Origin of the sequence: Methanocalculus chunghsingensis (genome assembly GCF_018132105.1) — an archaeon.
Lineage (GTDB): Archaea > Halobacteriota > Methanomicrobia > Methanomicrobiales > Methanocorpusculaceae > Methanocalculus > Methanocalculus chunghsingensis.
The window spans coordinates 48,132-70,660 of sequence record NZ_JWHL01000009.1; the positions used below are offsets into that span (position 1 = coordinate 48,132).

The window sequence follows — 22,529 nt, forward strand, 5'->3', positions numbered from 1 at the left end:
GGCCATCCCTGTCATTACCTCTTCTCATTTGTGTGTACTATAATGCAATAGACTTTGTCAGATGCTGACATGGCACACGGCAGGTACATTTCCCTGGCAATACTTGATATACAGGTTAGGAAAAAGAGAGTGTGATTACTATGGTTGATAAAGCAGGATTCGGCAGTCTTATTGCAGGACTGGTTCTGATAGCACTTGGAGCCTATGGTATCTTCATGTATTTCCCCGATGTTATCACCGTATTGAAGGGGTCACTTGGAATCATCGCCCTCCTTATTGGCATCTTCCTTGCCATTATCGGGGTTTTAATCATGAAAGAGTGAGACGTTATCGTCTCACAGGCCAGATATACCACTCCTCTGCCTTAACGGAAGTCCCATCCGGGAACATGGCCTTGACATGAATCCTTCCGATACCGCGATCCTGTTCGTTGAAGGAGAGTTCATGGTAAGGAATCCAGATTCCCCGGAGTGGGAAATCCCCTTCAGGCAGAGAGCGGCTGATGGTCGCAAACCCCCGGTACAGAAGGCGTGGAGATATCCGGAAGCCGCGGCGATCGATATCCGGGGTGTACACGCTTACCTCCATCGAGACGGAGGATCCATCAAAGGTGACATGGCGATTATTTCCGTCATAGAACCTGTATTTAACGACCAGGCCATCCAGATCACCAAACCCTCCAAGATCTGCAGGCTCTGCCCAGATCACCATGGCAGAGATGGTGCGTATTCCGCCAGGTGCAGAAACCGCAGCCGGCTCCGGAGTGTCATTCGGATCTGTATCAGCAGGTGTTGATGTGGAAGAGAGATCGGCCGCGGGATCTGTATCACGATCACCCGGGAGTGGTATCATCCCGGTATACACTGCCAGAGAGATCGCAAGAATGACCGCAATGGCAACGACGACGATTGCACGAGTATCCATGCCTGAACCTTCTGGCATATCAGCAGATAAGGATTCTTGTCATGGAGAAAGGGGGTGATAGGATAAAAGAAGAGAGAGCTCAGCTCCCAGAGGCCATCAGAAGATTTATTGCACGATACACCCGATCCGGAGGATATCAATCAGTCCTCATACCATGGGTTGGGGATTTTGGGTCATATCTGCCACTCTTTGACGAGATAGGAGCGACCCGGCTGGTCGCGATCACAGAGCATGCCGGTCACCCGGAGAGGGAAGGCGTGCATCTCATCGAGGGTGGTACAGACGAGGTTCTCTCCGGCTGCAATGAGAGATTTGATCTCATCATTGCAGTTCCACCCATTGAAAGACCGGATCCAGCCATGGATGCCAGGGTTCAGGAGAAGCAGATCATCAACCCGGACAATGAGGAGAGAACGGCTATGCTGATCCGGGCAGGGGGACTCCTCTCCCATAACGGGGTGCTCTTCTGCATCACTGATCCAGATTTCTTTGCAGGCGGAAAGAATGCAGGCATCCTGAAAGAGCACGGACTCTTTCCACAGGCAGCATTCTCCCTTCCACGCGGAGTCTTCCCCCCCGTCGCCGGGAGGAGGCGTCTCCTCGTCATCATCCGGCAGGGAGAGGAGGGAAGGATGATGGCAGGAGAACTCTCCCCTGAAGACGGGCGGCAGGAGATCCTGATGCAGAATCTTCTGAATGGAACGGAGGGAAAGACGGCACAACATGGGAGATTCATCAGCCCGTTTGTGTTCCGGAGCCTTGGAGAGATTCTCCTTGAGGACGAGGTACAGAAGCTTGCCGAGGAGCAGGGCACAGCAGCGGTTCCTTTCTCCGGCCTTGCCAGATCGATTACAATAGGGGCGTGCGGGCTGCCACAGGATGCAGGCAGGCGACTCTATCTCCCTTACTCTCCTGCAATCCCACCAGCTACCAGAGATGAGGATATCGCCATTGCACCCGGTGAAACCGCATGTATCCTCCTCAGGCCGGATGCCGTCGATCCCGGGTACCTCATCCTCTTCTTCACCACACCACTCGGCCATGCCATCCGGGAGCTGATAGCACGCAGGGCAGGAGATATCAGCCGGTTCCGTGAGACGCTCTCCCTTGCTACAATCTATCTTCCAGCCCCACAGGTGCAGGCTGAGGTGCTCAGAATCCATGGCGAGATCGAATCACTGAAACAGAAGCTCGATTCTATCGGAGAAGATCTCCTCAACCATCCACATTCATCCCGTTCTGCTCTCGAAAGGATGAAAAACCTGATGGAAGGGGATGGACTCCATGAATGGACAGAGACCCTTCCATTTCCACTTGCTTCCATCATCTGGGCATACATTGCCGAAGATTCTCCTGAGAAGAAGCAGAACCATCTCTTCCACCTCTTCGAAGCATCTGCTGAGTTCCTCTCTCTCATCCTCATATCAGGGATTGCTCCCCTCACAGAAACCGAAGAGATCGACCTTCTTGACGAGAACCCTGAGTTTCGTGATATCTATCGATATGCGACATTCCGGAGCTGGATCATCCTCTGCAGGAGGACGGGGAGATTCGTCAGAAAAAGGCTTGCATCACCGGAAGAGCGCGACGAGATAATGGCACTCTTCGGTAACCCGCCACGCGGCTTCATCGATCTTATCACCGATAAACGTCTCTTCACTCTCTTTGACGAGGTTGCGGATCTCAGAAATGACTGGAAAGGCCATGGGGGCATCGTAAGTATTGCAGGATATGAAGAGCGACTGGCAACGCTTGAAGAGTATCTGAAGAGATACCAGCGGATTGTACGGGATCATTTTACCGATGTAACCCTTGTAATTCCCGGATCAGGAGAGTATCGTGATGGGATCTTCACCTACAAAGCTGATGCACTTATGGGATCCCGCTCCAGATTCCGGACGATTCATCTTCAGACACGTATCCCGCTTGATACCGGGAAGGTGTACCTCCATGCGCAGGGGAGTTCGGAGCCGCTCGAACTCCTCCCACTCTTCCGGCTGGAGAGACATCCAAAGACCGGAGCGCCTGCATGGTACTTCTATAACAGAATCGACGGAAGGAGCGTTCGCTGGATATCGTACCATTATGAGGCATCGCCGGAGTTTGAGGAGGAGAATGACGAGGTCTATCAGACAATGAAACGCCTTCTGCTCATCAGCGGTGAGTAACGATGGAGCAATGCAGAATACTCACCCTTGAAGGATCGGCACTCCCCTTCGATCTCGATATAACACTTGGTTGCGGCCAGGTCTTCCGGTTCGAAAAGATCGGCCGCTGGTGGTGTGGCATCCTTGGAGACGAGGTGGTGAGGATACGGCAGGAGGGAAGAGATCTCCACTTTGCAGGTACCACTGAGGATCAGATCATCAGGTACTTTGATCTCGATCTGGATCTTGAGGCAATACTTGCAGGATTTCCTGATGAACCCCTTCTTGCTTCTGCAGTCGGGCATGCTTATGGTCTGAGGATCGTCCGCCAGCCGGCCTGGGAGTGTACCGCGTCATATATCGTTGCAACATTTGCGAACATTCCCGGGATACGCACCCGGATACGCCTCCTCTGTGAACGGTTCGGCGAGGAGATCCGATCCGGACACTATACCTTCCCACAACCAGGTGTTCTTGCATCTTCTCCACTCTGTGACATCCGGAGCTGCCGTGTCGGGTACCGGGACCGCTTCCTTTGCGGGACGGCAGGGATGATCAGGGATGAGCCTGGCTGGGACCGAAAGATCGCCGATCTCGAATACAGGGATGCCAGAAAAGCGCTGATGAGGTATCCGGGTGTCGGGCGGAAGGTGGCCGACTGCATCCTCCTCTTCGCTTTTCACCGATTTGAAGCGGTTCCGGTTGACGTCTGGATCGATCGCATCATGCGGACCCATTACCTTGAGGAGGGGAAGCGGTACAGCTATGACAGAATCGCAGATCAGGCACGGGCCATCTTTGGCCCCCATGCCGGATACGCACAGGAGTATCTCTTCGCGGCACGGAGTCAGATGATAAAAAAGTGAGATGGTTATGTTCCGGCATCCCAGGAGGCCATATACTCCTCCTGCTCAGCGGTAGGGCTATCGATACTGCATCCAAGTGAAGCGAGCTTTAACCGGGCGATCTCCTCATCGATTGCTGTTGGGACATCATGAACACCAGGGATGAGGTTCTTTCCATGTCTGACCATGTACTCCGTCGAAAGTGCCTGGACGGCAAAGGAGAGATCCATCACCTCGATCGGGTGACCCATCCCCTTTGGAACGGCAAGATTCACGAGCCGGCCTTCTGCAAGAACGTGGAGCGTCCGGTCACTGAAGGTATACGAATCGATCCCGTCCCGGCGGCTGATCGTATCGGCGTGCGTCTCAAGATACCCGATATCGATCTCGACATTGAAGTGGCCTGCATTACAGAGGATCGCACCATTACGCATCAGACCAAATTCCGCTTCTTTCAGGACACCAATATTTCCGGTTGTGGTGACGAAGAGCTCGCCGATACGGGATGCCTCCCTGATCGTCATCACCTCAAAGCCGTCAAAATGGGCCTGGAGGGCACGGCGGGGATCGATCTCGGTGATGATGACCCGTGCACCGAGTGCCCGTGCCTTCGTTGCGAGACCCCGGCCGCAGTACCCGTATCCGGCGACGACTATGTGCTTTCCTGCGATCAGAATATTCGTCGTCGCCATGATGGCAGTAAGCGCACTCTCACCGGTACCGTGGACATTATCGAAGAAGTGCTTCATCGGAGTATCATTAACGGCGATCACCGGGAACCGGAGTTTCCCCTCCGCTGCCATCGACTTGAGCCGGTGGATCCCGGTCGTCGTCTCTTCACACCCTCCGAGGACGCCGGGGAGGATATCCCGCCTGCCTGTATGGAGCCGGTGGATGAGATCCATCCCGTCATCGATGGTGATTGAAGGGCGCGCATCAAGGACCTTGTCGATTGCCTCATAATATTCCTCAAGCGAGCAGGCACGTTTCGCATAACAGTGGATCGTCCCTCCTGAGAGGGCTGATGCCACATCGTCCTGGGTCGAGAGCGGGTTGCAGCCGGTGATATGCACCTCTGCACCACCTGCTGCAAGTGTCCGGGCAAGGATGGCGGTCTTTGCCTCGACATGGAGTGCCATCCCGATGACGATCCCTTCGAATGGCTGTTCTCTGATAAAACGCTCCCGGATCTCCCTGAGAACCGGCATATACTGCTCCGCCCAGCGGATCTTCTCTTCACCTGTCTGCATACTGTACCCCTGTACTACCACTATGCACGCAGGATCTCTTAATCAATCCCGATGGGAACAGACGCTTGATAAGAGGATGCGCCCTATGATCTGGTGATGGCATTAACACGCAGAATTATCCCCTGCCTCGACCTGAAGAACGGACGGGTCGTGAAAGGGACACATTTTGAGGACCTCAGGGATGCGGGCGATCCGGTCGAACTGGCGGCACGATACAATGAACAGGGGGCAGACGAGGTGGTCTTCCTCGATATCACCGCATCGAAAGAGGCCCGGAAGACGATCATTGATCTCATCTCCAGGGCTGCGGACCAGCTCTTCCTCCCCCTCACCGTCGGGGGTGGTATCAGGACAAACGATGATATCACCGCCATCCTCAGGGCAGGTGCAGATAAGGTCTCCATCAATACTGCGGCGGTCCAGAATCCGGCGATCATCTCCGAGGGGGCGGCGGCATTTGGCACCCAGTGTATCGTCCTTGCGATGGATGTGAGGCGGAATTTTCAGGAGGCAGAAGGAACAAACCCGATCAGGCTCCCGGATGGGAGTACCTGCTGGTATGAGGTCGTCACCCATGGCGGGAGCAGACCGACAGGTATCGATGCGATACGTTGGGCAAAAGAGGGAGAAGAGCGGGGTGCCGGCGAGATTCTCCTGACATCGATGGAGACGGACGGGACAAAGGAGGGGTTTGATATCCCGATCACCGAGGCGATCGCGTCTGCAACCAGTATTCCGGTCATCGCTTCCGGAGGGGTCGGTACACTCGGGCATTTTTATGACGGGTTTGTGTATGGCAAGGCAGATGCCTGCCTCGCCGCATCCGTCTTCCACTTCGGGGAATATACAATAAAAGATGTAAAAGAGTATCTTGCCGCAAAGGGCGTCCCTGTGCGGCTATAAAGATTTCAGAGGAATGACCGGAGATCGAGCTCAAAGCCGATGACCGGGTGTTCCAGGTCGAAGGCGAGGATCACATCGGGGTGGAGTTCCCCAAATGATCCCACCACCTCTGATCCGATACATATCGCTCCCTGCCGGCCGGGAAGGAAGGCGGGATCTTCAGAGGGGGCGATGCTCGTTTCTCTCGCACATTCACGCAGCAGGGCATCGATGGTTGCATACACCTCCGAGAAGTCGGCACCCGGATGCGTTGCTGCGCCTGCCACCTTCTGATAGGTCAGTGTATGATCGTTTACATCTCCGACCGCGAAGATCCGCTGCGGCAGTTCACGGTGTTTGTTGGCTGAGAGGATCTCAAGGAGCGCGGGGAGGAGATCGGTCCTGAGCATGGTATTCTCAAGAGAGATCGGATGGAGAACCCTCAGGGCACGATCAGAAACCGGCCGCTGCATATACTCATAGCTGACCCGTTCATTCGTCAGGGTAAACGGCATCACCTCGGTGTAGCCAAGACCAATCGCAACCTCTGAGACGATGCGGGCAAGCTCCATTGCGGGATCGGCCTTCCCTATCGTGAAGGTCGGGGGGAGGTCGCCGGAGAAGTGATTGAACCCCCATGCAATCGCCACATCCTCAAAGATATCCCAGTCATGCATGATATCTGCCCGGTAGCAGGGAACCGTCACACGGACAGACGACCCTTTCAGGGGCTCTGCACCAAACCGCATCTTCTCAAGGAGGGGGATGATCGAATCCCTCGTTACCGGAATGCCAAGCAGCCGGGCACAGGCATCTGCATCGATGGTCCGCTCAACAGGTGCAAGGGAGGGGCAACAAACCCCGTCGATCGTCACCGACTCTATCCTGCCGCCGGCCTCGGCAAGGGCCGTGCAGATGATGGAAACGGTCTTTTCAACCGCCCGCTCATCGGTTCCGGTGACATCAAGGAGGATGTCGGTCGTCTCTTCGGTGATCCGGGTCAGCTCACCATTGATGATCGGGGGGAACGAGAGGACGGCATCCTCCGCATCCACGATCAGGGGGAACCGGTCAAAGTCTGCAACAAGGCCCGCAAACATCCTTCCCTTCGGATGGTCGGTCAGCATCTCCTCCATCGTCATCTCACGGGTCTCATCGAGGGGGACGAAACGGCGGTCGCGTGGAGAGGCGATGTACCGGAATGGCGGCGTGACCGTCGAGAGGTCATGCACCCCGATCGCCACCTTCGATCGTCCCCGTCCTATCGCCCAGTGGAGCGCCTCCTGAAGCGCCATGAGCGACTCGATCGATGCCTCATCGAAGGAGAGGCCACGGATAACTGCCGATCCAAGGCAGGGACGGATCCCGACAAGACCGGGATCGATGGAGAAGGTGATCCCCGACTCGCCGACCGGGTAGTCGGGAAGGCCGGTCTCTATCCCGAGGAATCCACGCATTGCCCGGGCAACCCCCTCAACCGAGTAGAGATCAGTCCTGTCAGGGAAGAACTCGACATCGGCGTGATCTTCTTCGAGGCGCTCGATATCCGATCCGATCATCGGGATTGCCGCAAGGATCGTTTCACGATCGGTCCGGCAGAGCCGTTCAAGATACTCATAGTTCAGTGTTATAATCGCCATGCTTCAGCTCCTCCTGTATGACGGGGTTGAACGCACCCAGTCGATATCGCTCTTATAGAGCTGGCGAAGATCAGAGAGTCCAAGCCTGAGCATTGCAACACGGGAGATACCAAGGCCCCATGCAAGGACCGGTTGTGTGATCCCAAACGGTGCGGTCACCTCTTCACGGAAGATACCGGCACCGCCAAGCTCAACCCATCCAAGTCCATCGACCCAGACCTCCGGCTCGACGGACGGTTCGGTATACGGGAAGTATGCGGGGCGGAACCGGACATCTGAAAAGCCCATCCGATGGTAAAACTCCTTCAAAAAGCCGAGGAGGTTATTAAAGGTGACATCATTATCCATCACAATTCCTTCAAGCTGTTCAAACTCGGCGAGATGTGTCGGATCGATCGACTCCCTCCGGTAGACCCGGGAGAGCGAGAAGGCCTTCACCGGCGGTTCCGGGTGCGCGGCGAGATACTGGATCGAGAGAGCCGTCGAATGGGTCCTGAGGACCGAGGCTCGTGCCTTCTCAGGGTTCCATCTTCCACCCCAGCCGGTCGATGAGGTTGCCCCGCCATGCTCATGCATATCGCGTATCTTCTCCCACCCATCCGGGAGCGGAGAGGTGACATCAAGATAGAAGGTATCCTGCATCTCTCGTGCCGGGTGATCCTGTGGCTGGAAGAGAGCGTCAAAGTTCCAGAACGCACTCTGGACGATATCCCCTGAGAACTCCGAGAAGCCCATCTCAAGAAGAAGTGTCCGGACCTCGTCAAGAATCCTGCGGTATGGATGGATCTTGCCGGGATAGATCCGCCGTGGCGGGGTGGCAAGGCTGTAGCGGCGGAGGGACTCGTCTCTCCATGATCCGGAGAGGATCTGCTCACGGGTCAGTGTTCCGATCTCCGGGCGGAGATCAAGGCCTTTCCTGACGATTTCATCTCCTTTCGGGGTGATGGAGATGTTCCACCGGACCTCCTCGGAGATGGCGACAAGGCCACGGGATTTCAGATCGCCAATGCCGGGGGTCTCATCTTCACCGGAGGCAATAGCCCGCAGCGCCCGTTCATCATCCGTCTCCGGGATGGAAGCGGCCTTCTTTGCGATCCCCCCCTCGATCCGGATCCACCCGTACTTCCGCATCCACCCGATTGCCACCTTTGCAAGCGGATGGCGGGAGAGCTCTCCCATCGGAATCTCACCATCGATACTCTCTATGACCTGCCGCTCAGGGAGGCCCTCCTGTGCATACAACTCCCCTTCTTCCGTCAGATGATATCTCTCACGGACATCACGCATGATCCGAACGAGATCCCTGCCTGCGGCGAGATGAGCCCACTGCACCACAGAACCGGGGTCTGCCGCAAGCTCATCCGCAAGCACCTCCGCATCAGCTGAAGTATGCTTCTGAAGGATGAGGAGGAGCCGTTTCTCATTTACCGTTAACTCCATAATTCACTCCGTCACCATATGCCGGACAGACTCCCGCCGTTCCTTAAAGTCAGCAAGGAACTCCTTTACCCGCTCAAATGTTGCCTTCTTGCATGTACCACAGAGAAGTGAGCCTCCGAGGCATGCCGATCTGATCTCAAGCAGTTCATCATCGTCTGCGACCATATGGAAGAGATTGAGAAGATAGATCGGACAGCCATCCGGCTCACCCCCACATTTTACCTGCTCCTCTTTTGTCATCCTGCCACCGGTAAGGGATCCCATCACCTTCTTTTTGACGTCAGGGATCGCTTCATCAAAGAAGAAGAGGCTGTCGGGGATGCTGCTTGACATCTTTCCACCCTGGAGGCCCTTCATGAAGCTATGGTAGGTTGAGGAGGGGGAGATAAACCCATACCCTCCGTTTGCAGCCTCAATCTGCCGAACCTGCTCCGATACAAGGAAAATATCTGCTCCAGGTATATCGAGATGCCCTTCATACCGTTTCGATCCCGGAAATGCTTCTTCGACGGCATCCATGGCATGGAGAGGTGCATTCTTGGATCTGACACTGATATATTCCCCTTGATCCAGAACCGTGAACCATCGCATCTTATGGGCAATATCCCGGGTGAGCCTGATATGCGGATCCTGATCGATCCCGACGGGAACAACCGTCGGGGCAGGCCCTGAGACGACCTGGGGATAGAGGATGTCCGCAACCTGTGTCGCAACCGAGTCAGCATGCGCAAGGGAGGTCTCCTGCGTGAATCCATAGATCGCCTGAAGATCCGAGAAGTTGATCTTTATTGCAGCCTCAAAAGCGAGATCCTTAAGCACCTCATTCTCACTCTGGTAATAGGCGGTTCCCTCAAATCCAAGTGCATAGAGGCATTCAAGATAGAGAGCGCCATATTTTTTGCAATCATCCCAGGAAAGACCCCGGACCGCATGCGCTTCCCGATCTGCGATGGATATAAAACCCGATCCACCCTGTTCAACATGCCAGACGACCTCACGCATCACCATCAGGTGTCCAAGATGGGGATAGCCGGATGGCATAAATCCGGTCATCACATTGAAGCGTGATCCGGTAGTGATCGCCTCAATAATCGGAGCATAATCACGGTGGCCGACGACGATCTTTCGCCTGAAGAATGCAGGCGGTGAAGAGAGGGCAGATGCCTCAGCTTCAACAGGTTCGATACCAAACTCCGAGAAGAGGCGATCGATATCAACAGCAGGTGTGCTTGACCAGGGGTTGATCACAGAATCCATAGGGGGTACTCTCACAATTTTATCCGTGCAAATTCGATATACACGATCTCGTCACTTTGTACACAGGCAAACAACATCTTCTTTTTGACACTATGCGCCATCCTGACAGATCGTGAGATGGTACTTATTGCAAGCTCTGCGCCATCAGGGATCGCATGGACGAGCATCTCGGAGTGGCGGTCACTCTCTGTATAGACCCTGAAGTGGTGACCGAACTTGTATCCGGTACGCGGGGTGAAGCCGAGGTTCCGTAACATCGTATAGACAAGGAGCTTCTCAACAAGTTCGGTATCGCCGGAGAGGGCAGAGGCATAATATGTATCACGATCGGTTGAGCCGCCGTTGAAGAGGAGCACCCCGGTGTCGAGGAGATACAGGGCCTCAGGGGGCGAGAGAAGGAGGCGGCCCGGATCGAGCCGGGTTCCATACCACTGGGACTGTAGCTGATCGCCACCTTCACCATGAACGATCACCTGTGTTCCAAGAGGAATACCTTCAATACCTTCAGGGAGAGGCGTGGCATCCCTTGCTTTTGGGCGATGGAATCTGAGATCATAATAGGTCAGTTCCTCCTCATCATCGACGACGGCAAGGAGGTAATTCTTCCGCATATTCTCAGCCGTTGCCACCTCACGAAGGAGTGATGAGAAGATGATCGGATCGCGTTCCGAGAGGACACGGACGAGGTACTGGGTTGTCCCCTTCCCCGGCTTCTGGCCGCGCCGGAAGACCCTGAAGTCATGGGGACCGGCCTGTACTGCATACCCACGTTCACGGATATCGCGGTAGACGATAAATGAACGCAAAAAATTCTTCTTCTCTGCGGACTTCCGGAGAAGTGAGTCGAAATCAAACCCGACCGGGTCGATTTTGCCTCTCTGGAGGAGATAGAGCGCCTCTTCAGGAGAGAGGTCAAGCCCTGCCGCAGTCGGGCGCCCATACCCGCCCTGCTCATAGAGAGACTTCCCCTCAGCCCCAATATGAATCATTGTTCCATCGTATGTCGCCTTCACTACCTCTGGTATAGGCGGTTATCCGAGATAAAAACACGGCAGATGAGAAATGCTTTCAAAGGAAAACACAATATTTACTCTGGATCGTGATACTATGTACGCCAGATCGTCTCTACAGGGAATCGGATTGATTGCACTCCTTTCAGTGCTTCTCCTGGCACTGCCGGGACCGGTATCGGCCGGTGATCTCTTCATCCATGAGAGAGAGAACCAGACCTACGCAATCGGGGTATATACTGATATCTTTGCCATTGAAGAGAGCAGGGATGGCACTCTCATCCTCGGAGGATACACATCCGTCCAGAATACCGATGAGAACGCCTTCCTGATGCGAACTGGGACAGACCGTGAGATGCAATGGCATGAGCTCTATCCGGGCAGCCGGATCGTTGCAATAAAGGCGCTTGATGACGGCCGTATCATCTCGGCATCACTGGATGAATGGGTGCATCCGGAAAGCCCGATTGCCGCAATAACCGGCTCCGGGTATCTTCAGATGACAGAGGATGACGGAGCCGTCATCTGGCGGGAAGAACTTCCCGGCGATGCCCCAGCCGCAATCCTCATTAACGATGATGCGATCATCCTCGTCGGATGGACATGGCCGCCTGCCGGGGACCCTGAAGCGGTCAGCGGGTTCTTCTCCCGATATGATCTCACCGGGACACTCCTTGAGAGAACAGAGTACCCTGATGTTGCTGTTCATGATATTCTTGAGACAGGAGATGGAGGATACGTCATCGTCGGGAACACTGGCGATCCCGGCACAGCAGTATCTGTTCAGTATGGTCACTTCACAAAGATAAGAGCGGATGGAGAGGTCGAATGGAGAGAGACCTATGAAGATCGTTCTCTTTTTGCCATCACGCAGATGAGTGATGGCTATCTTCTTGCGGGAGGAACGATGCCATACGGATTCCAGGAGGGGCAGGCATGGGCTCTTGGTGTTTCTTCCGATGGAGACCTTCTCTGGGAGGAGAAGCTTCAGGGATATGCCGCGTACCGGGTTACACCCTATGGAGATGAGTTCCTTATCGCCGGGGCAACGGGACCGGGCAATCCTCTCATCCTTACAATCCAGGCCGATGGTTCGGTGACATCCTCTCACCGGCTCCTTAATGCTGACGGACGGTTCACAGCGATTGCACCGCTCTCGGATGGATCGGTTGCGGTCGGCGGCTGGTCCCGCCACACCGGCGGGGTGGATGGATGGCTCCTCGTCTTTGATCCCTCCCTTGTACCACAAGAGCCACAACCTGCCGGGGCGGCAGGATTCACCCTCATCACCGCCGCACTCGGCCTCTCCGGTGCAGCAGTATGGCTCCGGAGAAGAGAAGGGCGTTAGGCTGCGAGCCTCCGGACCTCTGCAATATTACCAACATCATCCCGGCGATCATCCTCCGGCGTCTCCATGATGAAGAGGAGATGCCGGAGCCGGGGGTGGTGGAGGATGGCCCGGAACCCCTCTTCCCCGATGGCACCAAGACCGATATGCTCGTGCCGGTCAAGCCCGGACCCGAGCAGCCCTTTTGCATCATTAAGATGGATGATGGAGAGGAGATCGAGGCCGACAACCTCATCGAAGAGCTCGAAGGTTGCCCCGACCGCTTCCTCTGATCTGAGATCGTACCCTGCCGCATGGGCATGGCAGGTATCAAAACAGACGGCTATCCTCTTCTGATCCTCGATCTCTCCAATGATCGCTGCAAGCCCTTCGAGATCACTCCCGACTGAGTTCTTCTCTCCGGCAGTGTTCTCAAGGACAAGGGCAACACCGGGATCAGTCGCATGAAGAGCGGTATTGATCGCATCAACAACCCTCTTCTGCCCAACCCGTTTTCCGGATATACCATGATGGCCAAGATGGGTTACCAGGTAGGGAATCCCAAGCTGCGAACACCGCAAGAGCTCCACCCCCAGACTTTCGACGGATTTCCTGTAGATCTCATCCTTTTCTGAGGAGAGATTCGGGAGGTACGGCATATGAACAACAGGAGAGGAGATGCCTGCCGTTACACATGCCTCCCGAAAGCCGGTTGCCAGGTCGTCTGTAAGAGGTTTATACTGCCATCCACGCGGATTTCGGGAGAAGATCTGAAAGGTATCGCATCCCTTCCCAACAGCACGCGAGACGGCACGATCGATCGATCCGGCGATCGAGACATGGACACCGACACATACCATGCAGAAGGTGTTCTCCTGAAAGAGATGAAAGGATATTGGTGCGGGCAATCGGGAGGTCAGAATCCGAGGGCCAGAAGAAGCGCGGCTCCAAACTCCTCTGTCGTTGCCTCTCCACCAAGATCAGGGGTTTTAATCCCCGAATGGAGAAGAGACTGTATCGCCTCCTCAATCCTCTCTGCCTCGCCTGCATAGCCGAGATGATCAAGGAGCATCGCCGCACTCCTGACAGCGGCGATCGGGTTTGCGATCCCCTGGCCTGCAATATCAGGTGCCGAACCATGGACAGGTTCAAAGAGGGCAAGCTGATCCCCGATATTTGCTGACGGGAGCATCCCGAGCCCTCCGACGAGATACCCTGCCACATCAGAGAGGATATCCCCGAAGATGTTCGTGGTGACGATGACATGGTAGCGGTCCGGATGCATCAGGATGTCAAGGGCGAGGGCATCGATGTACCTTGCCTCATAAGATACACCTGCCCGGGATGCCTCGGCAGAGCAGATCTCCCGGAAAAGGATATCTGATTTGAGGACATTTGCCTTATTTCCGATGGTGAGGGGAACCCCTCGTGCAGCTGCCAGGCGGGAGGCGTACCGCCCGATACGCGTACTCCCGGCAACCGAGACGACACGGACCGTGCAGGCGCGATCCCGCTCACGCCACTCGATCCCGGAGTAGAGACCCTCGGAATTCTCACGCACCACCATGATATCAAAGCCTTCACCTTTCACAGGCCGGAGGTTGGCGTAGAGATCGAGTTCCTGCCTGATCCTCAGGATGACGGAGTCATAGCAGGGATCAGGGGGTGTCGTCACCGCACCAAAGAGGATTGCATCCGCACTCTTCAACGCGCTGATATCATCATCCGTACATGCTGTTTTTGTCCTCTGCCATCTGGCATATCCGACCTCGACGTCAAAGAAGTCCCAGTCAGGGTGAAGGGAGGCAAGCACTGCCTCTGCAACCGGGATCACCTCACGGCCAATGCCGTCGCCGGGAACAACAGCTATTCTAACCATGTCGTTCCCTCCATGCCGCCATCATTGCATAGACCGCATCAAGGACGGTCTTTGGAGAGGCGCCCCAGTGAACGACTGCACCAAAATACCCGTTATACTCTCCGATACCACCCCTCTCTTTTCTACAGCACCTGGCAATGAACGGCTCTTCAGTGACCTGCGAGAGGGGGCAGATATCAATACGGGAGTAGTTGGTGCCATAGCACTCTTCATATAACTGCTTCCCGGTCAGGCATCCGGCGACCCGCTCACCCCCCGTCATCCGATCCATATCGAGTGTTCTGGTGAAACCGCCTGCCCGGCAGGGGAAGACATCGGCATTGATCGTTGAGATATCCCGGATATGATGGGAGAAGGTGCAGTTGAGTTCTCCAAGAAGCCCGGCCTCTTCAAGCTCCTCGATCGTCACCGAGAGGTTCGCCCTGGGTGGGCGGATATCATAGACATGTACTGTCTGAAAGAGGGAGAGATCAGGATCGAGGACGAAATTCATATGCTCATCCATCGCCCCGAAGATGGTACACCGTTTCCCGGTTGAGAGAGCCCGACGGACCATGCCTGCCCGGTCATGCTGATTGACCCTTTCAGAATAGAGGATCGTCTCACCCACGGTGGCAAGCACCTCTTCATGAAGAATATCACGCATCATCCCGATCCCATCCGGATCCGGGGTGACTTTCAGGAGTTCAAATCCCTCTTCCACCCTCCTGACGAGGTATTGAGAGAGAAAGTAGACCCGATCCCCGACCGGCTTCTCAAAGGCATGGCCAACAACCTTGCATTCAGGAGGAAAGATCATGCCTTCCCCCTCCAGTAATTGACGAGGCCTCCGGCAGTGAGGATCTCACGCATCCGGGGGGAGAGTGGGGTGAATGGATACGTCGTTCCACAAAGCTCAAACGACCCGGCTTCGAGATCAATCCTGATCTCATCACCATCGCTGCATGACGGGATATCGGCCTCAAGAACCGGCAAACCGACGTTGATTGCGTTTCTGAAGAATATCCGGGCAAAGAGGGGGGAGATGACGGCAACCACCCCGGCCTCCTTCAGGGCAATCGGTGCCTGTTCCCGTGATGAGCCGCAACCGAAGTTCCGGCCGGCGACGATAACAGCGCCTGAGAGCCGGGGGGCGAGTGTCGGATCGAGATCTTCAAAGACATGGGCGGCCCAGACAGCTCTCTCCTTCGTCCTGAGATACCGGCCTGCAATGACAAGATCGGTATCGATGTCGGATCCAAGGCAGATTACCTCTCCTTTAAGCATGGAAGACCTCCGGTTCGGTGATAGAGCCTGTCAGAGCAGTCGCCGCAGCGGTCGCGGGAGATGCAAGGTAGATCTCTCCACCGACGCCCATCCGGTTTTTAAAGTTACGGTTTGCCGTTGAGAGGCAGACCTCGCCTTCACCGAGGACACCGCTATGAATGCCAAGACAGGGACCGCACCCCGGTGTCACCACCATGCAGCCTGCAGCGATGAGATCGGCAATGATCCCATCCTCTGTGGCACGGAGGAGGACTGAAGCGGATGCCGGGACGACGATCGTCCGGACCTTCACCTTTGATCCCCGGACCATCTCCGCAAACCGTTTGAGATCTGTATACCTGCCGTTTGTGCAGGTTCCAAGGAGAACCTGGTCCACCTCTGTACCTGCAAGATCAGCGACCGGACGGGTCGAATCGACACGGTGGGGAAGCGCAACGAGCGGGACGATATCATCGAGATCGATAATACACTCTTCGCGATAGGAACAGTCTTCCGGTACCTGCGTCTCTACATGATGACCATATCCTGCAAGGTACTCACGACAGACCGGATCTGCATAAAAAAGTGCATTTTTTGCCCCGGTCTCAACACCCATGTTGCAGATACAGAGTCTCCCCTCCATATCGATCGTTTCTGCACCCGGACCGGTATATTCGAGTGCCGCATATGTGGCACCCTCCATTCCGAGGCGGGAGACGACGTTTAAGGCGACATCTTTTGCTTCTGCACCTCCGGAGAGGGTGCCTTCCAGTGAGATCCCGATCGTCTCGGGCACCCGGAACCATGTCTCTCCCGAAGCCCAGATTGCTGCCATATCGGTGGCACCGACACCGGTCGCAAACGCCCCGAATGCACCGCCTGTACAGGAATGTGAGTCTGCACCAACCACCACCTCACCAGGGAGGATACACCCTTCGCTCATAATCTGGTGGCAGATGCCCCCCCCACAATCTGAGAAGAGGACGCCTGCTGATGAGGCGTACTGGCGAAGTTCCCGCTGGAGATCTGCGGTCGTTCCATTGTTGGCCGGACATATATGGTCAAAGAGGACGGAGATCCGTGCCGGGTCGATTCCTATCGGCACCCCCATCTCACGGAAAGAGGCGAGGGTAAGGACACCGGTTCCATCATGGACATATGCCCGATCCACGCGGGCATCGACATACTCACCGGCATTCCCATGAAGTATCCGTTCTGTAAGGGTTCTGCTCATTGTGCCACCTCACTATCAGCCTGATGAATGAGCGAGAGGAGGAGGTCATGGGTGATGCTGCATTTGTTCTCCCCCCTCGACTTGACCTGATCCAGGATCCAGCAGATCTGTGCTTCGGAGATGTCATGGCCCATCGACCTGAGGATATGGGCGATCGCCTTCTTTCCGGTATGTTTTCCAAGGATGTAGTGGCGTTGGCCCCCGACAAGTGCGGGATGGATATACTCATAGGTCGAGGAATCCTCGATGAGTGCCGCAATATGTATCCCGGACTCATGTGCAAAGGCATGCTCTCCGACGATAGCCTTCGTCTTTGATATGGGGATCCCTGATGCCTCCGAGACGGCGTGGCTCAATGTCAGAAGGTGGGAGAGATCATACCGGTCAACACCCCCTTTGAAACGGATTGCGGTCAGCACCTCCTCAAGCGATGCGTTTCCTGCACGTTCACCGATCCCGTTGACGGTGGTATGAAGCTGGTATGCACCCCGTTCTGCTGCGGTGATGGTATTTGCGGTTGCACATCCCATATCATCGTGACAATGAATACAGAGCGGAATACTGAGATCGGTGAGGAGATCATCGACGATCCGGCTCATCTCAAGGGGAGTCAGGCACCCGACGGTGTCAGCATATGAGACGTAATTGGCACCGTATTCAGCACCTTGTGCGTACATCTCGCGAAGGAAAGCAAGGTCCGTCCGTGATGCATCTTCTGCGGCAAAACGAACCTGGAGGCCGTGATCATGGGCATACTCGATCATCTCAAGCGCTCCTGCAAGGACCTCTTCCCGCGGCTTTTTGTATTTGATCTTCATATGCAGATCCGATGTCGCGATGAAGATACTGACCATATCAATGTCGCAGCGGATCGCACAGTCGATATCATCCTTCAATGCGCGTGAGAGGCAGCAGATGCGTGCATCAAGATCCAGATCAACGATCTTCTGCACACAGGCAGCCTCATTCTTTGAGACGACAGGAAAACCTGCCTCGATGACATCAACACCGACGCTGTCAAGCAATCCTGCAATCCGGCACTTCTCCTCAGCGGAGAAGGATACACCAGGAGTCTGTTCACCATCCCGGAGCGTTACATCACATATCTCAACATTCCACTTTTTCATAACAGGCACCCTCCGGGCATGAACCTTCAACGATGACGATCTTTGGACCTTCCAATGGAAGGGAGAGGATTGTTTCAAGGGCATCGGTATCTTCGGCAGGGATGATGACCGGATCTGCCCATGCCAGGTACCGGCGGATATCATATGATCTCTGGCCGCCGGTCATGGCCATACAATGATTTTCAAGGACGATACAGAGGAGCGGATTGCCCTTCTCAAAGGAGTCGATGAGGGCATTCAGCCCTGAATGAAGGAAAGCTCCATCACCGATAACCGCAACACGGGTGCTCTTCGCCGCGACTGCAACCGACGAGCCGAGACCATAACTTGCAATACCCGCCTGATAAGGAGGATTCATCAGGAGGAGCGAACAGCCGATATCGGGGATGACTTTCATACCCCGCTTCACCAGAATCGAGAAGAGCGGGCGGTACGGACAGGCTGTGCAGAATGTCCGGAAATACCCGCGATCTGAGAAGCGTTCTGAGTTTCTGGAGACCGGCGGGGGGAGGAGCGCCTGGTGTTCCCGCACAAATGGTCTTCCTATCTCAAGGATCTTTGATCCGGGAGGCAGTCTGGGTGGAGGATAGGAGATGGTGACATGAGAGGGTGCCAATACAGCACCAACACCGGTATCACCCTCTCTGATCCTGTTCAGACCAGACCCTGCAGCCCATGCGAAGAGTCCGCCGGTTCCCTTCTCAGCACGGGTCATCCTGCCTGCTATCGTCAGATCAGCCTCTGCCAAACGTCCTTTTCGTATCATCTGGATGGTATCGCCACATTCGGTCTCGGCATCAAGGAGTTTTGGGGTGAGCCGAAGGATTGTAATCCTTGAGAAGCGTTCTGATACTTCAAATGCGGTCGCCACGGCCTCGTTCACCGTCTCTTCACCAGGCTCGATCACCGGGCATTGTGCAATCTCACCATAATACCGTGAATCCTGGGCATTCTGTGAATAGGCTGCAAGAGGATCATCACCGACGATGATGACAACACCCGCGATGAGCCCCTGGGTTGTTGCATTGATGAGGGGATCAGCGAGGGCATTCATCCCGACATGTTTGACGATGACCGCAGATCGCCGTCCTGAAAGGGAATCGCCCAGGGCATACTCAAGGGCGACCTTCTCGTTGATGACCGTCTCTGCGGATACCACAGTTCCAATCTCCGTTACCGGGTAGCCGGGGACGGTATAGATCGCCTCGGCACATTCTTTCAGATGGTGAGCAATTACCTCATGCCCTTTCATGGACGATCCCTCCCAGGGACGATGTCGCATCCTGTGCAAAGGGTACACATCGTCTCTGCAGTCCGTGTATCAAGCCCCGCCTTCTTCAGCCATCGGGCATGGAGAGCTGCGGTTCTGAGCAGACGATCTCTTCCCGGCCGCGTAAAGGACTGCAGGGCAGCGGCGGGGGTGAGAGGGCGGAGTACCGGGATCACTCCCCGCCCGGTGAGAAGTTCGATGCATGCCTCCATCTCCTCATCGCTCTCTCCAAGGCCGATGATCACATTTGAGAAGACATGCCCTTCCCCAAAGAGTTCGACAGAGCGATCGAGTGCCCGGATAACACCATCCCAGGAGAGACCCGGGCACATCTCATCAAAAAGGGTGGGTGTTGCCGCCTCCAGGTTGAACTTCACCTCTGAAACACCGTCTGCATAGAGATTATCCGGCGTATCCCGGCCCGGATAGATGGAGACACCGACCGGTATCTCCTGCTCCCCGATCCTTTTCAGAACGGCACGCACCCGCCGCTCCTCATCATCGATCGATTCGAAGACGCCGCTTGTCAGGGATATTGCATCGATCCTCTCCCGGACACCGGCGATCATCGCTGCAATCTCATCCGGTGTTTTGATCCTCCCATCAGTTCCAGGGACAGGACAGTATTTACAAGAGAAGATACACCTCCCGGTAATAGTGATATATGCCTGGCGGGGGCAGTGAAGACCGACCTGCTCAAGGATTCCTGTGCACTCGGCTGATCCGTGCCGAATGATCGCCTGACCATCGCCAAGATGCCGGATCTCTATTGGAGAGTGAGGAGATACGGAGAGCCGGATCCTTCTGCCACCTGTCGAGAAGAAGACTGAGCCGGAACCGCCTGCGCCCGGGCCGGCAGCGGACCGCTCAATATAGGATGATGCATCGGCACCGGTGATTCTGCATGATCCGGTTGCAAGGAGCTCTGCCTTTAGTTCGTGCCATCGCATAAGAGGAGTGCCTCGTCAAACCGTGTTGCAAACGGAATCGCTGCAACTGCACCGATCAGTCCCCGCCCGGCGGATCTGACATCGAGAAGCGGGAGGAGGTCATCCATCTCTGACCGGGTGATCTCACCACGTTTCACCTTCCATCCGTATTCAAGAAGAGGGGAGGGATCAAAACCGCTATATGCCGCCATCCCCGTCTCATCGGAGAGGGTATGCTCCATGAGGAGTTTCTCAAACCGATCGATACATCCCAAAGGATCAGTCGTTGCAAATTCACATGCAACCGCGACACAGTTCTTTGTCCTGTAGGCGACCGGGTAAAGCTGGGTGATGGTATGGGAGAGGTACCGGGTTGCGTTATCCTCAACTGCCTCTGCGATATTATGGCAGAGGGTCCAGGTTGCCCCTGCATCCGGGGTATCGGTATCGTCAACACCGATGATCAGCCGCTGACGGCGTGGAAGGACGATCCGTGAACCGGCAATCTTTCCGCCACCACAGGGATCCGACTCTGAGCGGATCACTCCGGTTGCACCGGCCCGGCAGATGGAGGCCCCGACGCCTCCACCCCCCATACCGATATAGGTGATTCCTATCTCAGAATCAGAGGCAGAAACCCGGGCGATACCAGCGGGGAACCGTGAGCCGACGAGATCAAGATCGACGGCTCCCGGTGTGAGAAGGTACCGGTTCGTCAGGCCGATGGTCCTGACATGCCGGACAAGGGGACTCTTCGCATAGTGATGTCTCACCCACATCGCCCCTCCGATACAGTCAAACCGTTCGATCAGTTCGACAGACGCTCCATCCTCTGATGCAATCCCGAGGATCTCGGGGTATATTATTGAATACGGGTCATTACTACTCTTCATGATGAGCCGCCAGTATATGAGTAATCCATGATATGGTGAATCGTACGATCAGATCGGCTGCGATGGATGAACCTTCATTCTCAGGAGAAGTCGGGCTTTGGATCTGAACCTTCCGTATTGCCGATAATTTCGTTAACAGAATAATCGGCTACAAGATCATATAAGGTGTTCGATCCTGCCGGGAAAAAAAGGATTAAAAGAGTTCATGGAGCTGGAACTTGAATGGACCGAGGGATCCACCGTAGTTTCCAGCAGAGATCTGTTTGACGCCAGGTACCTTGCATGCCGCTTTGACACCGGCTGCCATCGCTGCCTTTACAGCAGCCTCATCGACACCATCGATGACGATCTCGTAGATTGAACCGACACCTTCAGGAACTTCGGTACCTTCGACCTTCTCGCGGATGGTCGGACAGAAGGCCTCGTTGGTGGAAGCTCCCATGAACTTGTACTTCTTGCTCCCGACTTTTGAACCACTTGAGACGATACCGCCGGGGAAGGGGGTGATGACACCTGGCACGAGTGCAATAGCATCGACCGCTGCCTCTGCTGCAACGAGTGCTGCCATCTGGTTCTCACCAAATATCAGGAAGTTTCCACCAGCAACACCCTTCACTGCTCCGTACTCCTCCTCGATGATGAAGTCGCCGCCCATGATCGGGATCGACCAGCATTCACGGTCACCAACGGTCACCTTTGACTCAAAGCCGTCACCGAAGAAGTGGAGCTTCACCGGAAGTTTCTCTTCTGCATCAAGGCCATTGAAAGCCGCAGTCGTCGGGGCTGTCAGAACGCACTCGGCGATACGCTCAACGAGCTGCTCCTTCAGTTTCTTCTTTCCGACACAGATGAGGATTGCATACCCTGGCCTTCCGTCGGGCGTCTCTTCTGCAGGAACGAACCGCTCGATGCCTGCCTCAGCGGGGCATCCGATGGTGGATGTTGCAAATCCGGTTGCTTCCACTGCTGCCTTATAGGCCCATTCCTTCGTTACTGCGGTTATGATTACGCGGGAGACCCAGGTCGGGAACCCTTCTGCGTAGGTATTCTCAATAATAACTCCATTGTACTCCATTGTGACACCTTCGTCTATGATTAGATGAGGGGGATGGATAAAAGAAGATTTCTCTTTGTACTTCCGACGGAGTATCTTCAGATGGGCATCCGGCTCAGGCAACAATAATAAATGATCAGATGAGGGGTTTTGATGCGGGCAATACGGATTCTCCT

The 22,529-nt window shown here is 55.2% G+C and carries 21 protein-coding genes; 5 read left to right on the plus strand and 16 right to left on the minus strand.

All coding sequences use genetic code 11. The features are described 5' to 3' along the window. Positions 1–140 precede the first annotated feature (140 nt). On the plus strand, positions 141–323 hold the full coding sequence (locus RJ53_RS06810) for a hypothetical protein (protein WP_211530875.1): 183 nt from the start codon (positions 141–143) through the stop codon (positions 321–323). A 4-nt stretch (positions 324–327) separates the two neighbouring features. Here the strand turns inward: RJ53_RS06810 and RJ53_RS06815 are convergent, their stop codons facing one another. Continuing rightward, entirely contained in the window at positions 328–924 is a 597-nt protein-coding gene (locus RJ53_RS06815) for a hypothetical protein (protein WP_211530876.1), read from the minus strand. Positions 925–965: 41 nt separating this feature from the next. On the opposite strand from RJ53_RS06815, the gene RJ53_RS06820 reads away from it, so the two are divergent. Both RJ53_RS06820 and RJ53_RS06825 read left to right on the plus strand, forming a co-directional pair. Then, complete coding sequence (locus RJ53_RS06820) at positions 966–3,092, plus strand: hypothetical protein (protein WP_211530877.1); 2,127 nt, start codon at positions 966–968, stop codon at positions 3,090–3,092. A gap of 2 nt (positions 3,093–3,094) precedes the next feature. Further along, on the plus strand, positions 3,095–3,937 hold the full coding sequence (locus RJ53_RS06825) for a DNA-3-methyladenine glycosylase family protein (RefSeq protein ID WP_211530878.1): 843 nt from the start codon (positions 3,095–3,097) through the stop codon (positions 3,935–3,937). A 5-nt stretch (positions 3,938–3,942) separates the two neighbouring features. Here RJ53_RS06825 and RJ53_RS06830 read toward each other — a convergent pair whose 3' ends face one another. Further along, complete coding sequence (locus RJ53_RS06830) at positions 3,943–5,166, minus strand: adenosylhomocysteinase (protein WP_211530879.1); 1,224 nt, start codon at positions 5,164–5,166, stop codon at positions 3,943–3,945. Between the two features lie 96 nt (positions 5,167–5,262). Here RJ53_RS06830 and hisF point away from each other — a divergent pair, with 96 nt between their 5' ends. After that, positions 5,263–6,069 (plus strand): imidazole glycerol phosphate synthase subunit HisF, encoded by an 807-nt coding sequence (hisF, locus tag RJ53_RS06835; RefSeq protein ID WP_211530880.1) that lies wholly within the window; start codon positions 5,263–5,265, stop codon positions 6,067–6,069. Positions 6,070–6,074: 5 nt separating this feature from the next. Here hisF and pheT read toward each other — a convergent pair whose 3' ends face one another. Genes pheT through endA form a run of 4 tightly spaced genes read right to left on the minus strand, consistent with a single transcriptional unit; the run spans position 6,075 to position 11,398 of the window. Then, a complete protein-coding gene (gene pheT / locus RJ53_RS06840; protein WP_211530881.1) occupies positions 6,075–7,688 on the minus strand; it encodes a phenylalanine--tRNA ligase subunit beta in 1,614 nt (537 codons plus the stop codon). A gap of 3 nt (positions 7,689–7,691) precedes the next feature. Further along, positions 7,692–9,128: a phenylalanine--tRNA ligase subunit alpha gene (pheS, locus tag RJ53_RS06845; protein ID WP_211530882.1), complete on the minus strand. Its 1,437-nt coding sequence runs from the start codon at positions 9,126–9,128 to the stop codon at positions 7,692–7,694. A gap of 3 nt (positions 9,129–9,131) precedes the next feature. Further along, positions 9,132–10,385: a tryptophan--tRNA ligase gene (locus tag RJ53_RS06850; protein ID WP_211530883.1), complete on the minus strand. Its 1,254-nt coding sequence runs from the start codon at positions 10,383–10,385 to the stop codon at positions 9,132–9,134. A gap of 11 nt (positions 10,386–10,396) precedes the next feature. Continuing rightward, positions 10,397–11,398: a tRNA-intron lyase gene (endA, locus tag RJ53_RS06855; protein WP_211530884.1), complete on the minus strand. Its 1,002-nt coding sequence runs from the start codon at positions 11,396–11,398 to the stop codon at positions 10,397–10,399. Between the two features lie 94 nt (positions 11,399–11,492). On the opposite strand from endA, the gene RJ53_RS06860 reads away from it, so the two are divergent. Then, the gene (locus RJ53_RS06860; RefSeq protein WP_211530885.1) at positions 11,493–12,743 is read left to right on the plus strand and encodes a hypothetical protein; all 1,251 of its coding nucleotides are present in this window, start codon (positions 11,493–11,495) and stop codon (positions 12,741–12,743) included. Here the strand turns inward: RJ53_RS06860 and RJ53_RS06865 are convergent. The 10 genes from RJ53_RS06865 to fhcD form a co-directional block, all read right to left on the minus strand. Continuing rightward, positions 12,740–13,582 (minus strand): deoxyribonuclease IV, encoded by an 843-nt coding sequence (locus RJ53_RS06865; protein WP_211530886.1) that lies wholly within the window; start codon positions 13,580–13,582, stop codon positions 12,740–12,742. The two genes, RJ53_RS06860 and RJ53_RS06865, sit on opposite strands and share 4 nt — an antisense overlap. A 56-nt stretch (positions 13,583–13,638) precedes the next feature. Next, positions 13,639–14,601, minus strand: a complete 963-nt coding sequence (locus tag RJ53_RS06870) for an isocitrate/isopropylmalate dehydrogenase family protein (RefSeq protein ID WP_211530887.1) — start codon at positions 14,599–14,601, stop codon at positions 13,639–13,641. Continuing rightward, a complete protein-coding gene (locus RJ53_RS06875) occupies positions 14,594–15,400 on the minus strand; it encodes a DUF7714 family protein (protein ID WP_211530888.1) in 807 nt (268 codons plus the stop codon). The genes RJ53_RS06870 and RJ53_RS06875 overlap by 8 nt, the downstream gene beginning before the upstream one ends. After that, entirely contained in the window at positions 15,397–15,867 is a 471-nt protein-coding gene (locus tag RJ53_RS06880) for a LeuD/DmdB family oxidoreductase small subunit (RefSeq protein ID WP_211530889.1), read from the minus strand. The genes RJ53_RS06875 and RJ53_RS06880 overlap by 4 nt, the downstream gene beginning before the upstream one ends. Continuing rightward, positions 15,860–17,080 carry a 3-isopropylmalate dehydratase/homoaconitate hydratase family large subunit gene (locus RJ53_RS06885; protein WP_211530890.1) on the minus strand — a complete coding sequence of 407 codons (1,221 nt, stop codon included), beginning with the start codon at positions 17,078–17,080 and terminating at the stop codon, positions 15,860–15,862. The genes RJ53_RS06880 and RJ53_RS06885 overlap by 8 nt, the downstream gene beginning before the upstream one ends. After that, positions 17,077–18,207 (minus strand): homocitrate synthase family protein, encoded by a 1,131-nt coding sequence (locus RJ53_RS06890; RefSeq protein ID WP_211530891.1) that lies wholly within the window; start codon positions 18,205–18,207, stop codon positions 17,077–17,079. Before RJ53_RS06890 ends, RJ53_RS06885 begins: the two co-directional genes overlap by 4 nt. Further along, positions 18,188–19,459, minus strand: a complete 1,272-nt coding sequence (locus RJ53_RS06895; RefSeq protein ID WP_211530892.1) for a thiamine pyrophosphate-dependent enzyme — start codon at positions 19,457–19,459, stop codon at positions 18,188–18,190. The genes RJ53_RS06890 and RJ53_RS06895 overlap by 20 nt, the downstream gene beginning before the upstream one ends. Then, positions 19,456–20,427, minus strand: coding sequence for a radical SAM protein (locus tag RJ53_RS06900; protein WP_211530893.1), 972 nt, complete (start codon positions 20,425–20,427; stop codon positions 19,456–19,458). The genes RJ53_RS06895 and RJ53_RS06900 overlap by 4 nt, the downstream gene beginning before the upstream one ends. Then, positions 20,409–21,299 (minus strand): methanogenesis marker protein 11, encoded by an 891-nt coding sequence (gene mmp11, locus RJ53_RS06905; protein WP_211530894.1) that lies wholly within the window; start codon positions 21,297–21,299, stop codon positions 20,409–20,411. Before mmp11 ends, RJ53_RS06900 begins: the two co-directional genes overlap by 19 nt. Before the next feature lie 193 nt (positions 21,300–21,492). Continuing rightward, a complete protein-coding gene (gene fhcD, locus RJ53_RS06910; protein WP_211530895.1) occupies positions 21,493–22,374 on the minus strand; it encodes a formylmethanofuran--tetrahydromethanopterin N-formyltransferase in 882 nt (293 codons plus the stop codon). Between the last annotated feature and the right edge of the window lie 155 nt (positions 22,375–22,529).

What these genes read in the sequence shown, in the direction of transcription:
- RJ53_RS06810 (WP_211530875.1), top strand. Translation starts at nt 141, where the DNA reads ATGGTTGATAAAGCAGGATTCGGCAGTCTTATTGCAGGACTGGTTCTG.
- RJ53_RS06815 (WP_211530876.1), bottom strand. Translation starts at nt 924, where the DNA reads ATGGATACTCGTGCAATCGTCGTCGTTGCCATTGCGGTCATTCTTGCG.
- RJ53_RS06820 (WP_211530877.1), top strand. Translation starts at nt 966, where the DNA reads ATGGAGAAAGGGGGTGATAGGATAAAAGAAGAGAGAGCTCAGCTCCCA.
- RJ53_RS06825 (WP_211530878.1), top strand. Translation starts at nt 3,095, where the DNA reads ATGGAGCAATGCAGAATACTCACCCTTGAAGGATCGGCACTCCCCTTC.
- RJ53_RS06830 (WP_211530879.1), bottom strand. Translation starts at nt 5,166, where the DNA reads ATGCAGACAGGTGAAGAGAAGATCCGCTGGGCGGAGCAGTATATGCCG.
- hisF (WP_211530880.1), top strand. Translation starts at nt 5,263, where the DNA reads ATGGCATTAACACGCAGAATTATCCCCTGCCTCGACCTGAAGAACGGA.
- pheT (WP_211530881.1), bottom strand. Translation starts at nt 7,688, where the DNA reads ATGGCGATTATAACACTGAACTATGAGTATCTTGAACGGCTCTGCCGG.
- pheS (WP_211530882.1), bottom strand. Translation starts at nt 9,128, where the DNA reads ATGGAGTTAACGGTAAATGAGAAACGGCTCCTCCTCATCCTTCAGAAG.
- RJ53_RS06850 (WP_211530883.1), bottom strand. Translation starts at nt 10,385, where the DNA reads ATGGATTCTGTGATCAACCCCTGGTCAAGCACACCTGCTGTTGATATC.
- RJ53_RS06860 (WP_211530885.1), top strand. Translation starts at nt 11,493, where the DNA reads ATGTACGCCAGATCGTCTCTACAGGGAATCGGATTGATTGCACTCCTT.
- RJ53_RS06865 (WP_211530886.1), bottom strand. Translation starts at nt 13,582, where the DNA reads ATGGTATGTGTCGGTGTCCATGTCTCGATCGCCGGATCGATCGATCGT.
- RJ53_RS06870 (WP_211530887.1), bottom strand. Translation starts at nt 14,601, where the DNA reads ATGGTTAGAATAGCTGTTGTTCCCGGCGACGGCATTGGCCGTGAGGTG.
- RJ53_RS06875 (WP_211530888.1), bottom strand. Translation starts at nt 15,400, where the DNA reads ATGATCTTTCCTCCTGAATGCAAGGTTGTTGGCCATGCCTTTGAGAAG.
- RJ53_RS06880 (WP_211530889.1), bottom strand. Translation starts at nt 15,867, where the DNA reads ATGCTTAAAGGAGAGGTAATCTGCCTTGGATCCGACATCGATACCGAT.
- RJ53_RS06885 (WP_211530890.1), bottom strand. Translation starts at nt 17,080, where the DNA reads ATGAGCAGAACCCTTACAGAACGGATACTTCATGGGAATGCCGGTGAG.
- RJ53_RS06890 (WP_211530891.1), bottom strand. Translation starts at nt 18,207, where the DNA reads ATGAAAAAGTGGAATGTTGAGATATGTGATGTAACGCTCCGGGATGGT.
- RJ53_RS06895 (WP_211530892.1), bottom strand. Translation starts at nt 19,459, where the DNA reads ATGAAAGGGCATGAGGTAATTGCTCACCATCTGAAAGAATGTGCCGAG.
- RJ53_RS06900 (WP_211530893.1), bottom strand. Translation starts at nt 20,427, where the DNA reads ATGCGATGGCACGAACTAAAGGCAGAGCTCCTTGCAACCGGATCATGC.
- mmp11 (WP_211530894.1), bottom strand. Translation starts at nt 21,299, where the DNA reads ATGAAGAGTAGTAATGACCCGTATTCAATAATATACCCCGAGATCCTC.
- fhcD (WP_211530895.1), bottom strand. Translation starts at nt 22,374, where the DNA reads ATGGAGTACAATGGAGTTATTATTGAGAATACCTACGCAGAAGGGTTC.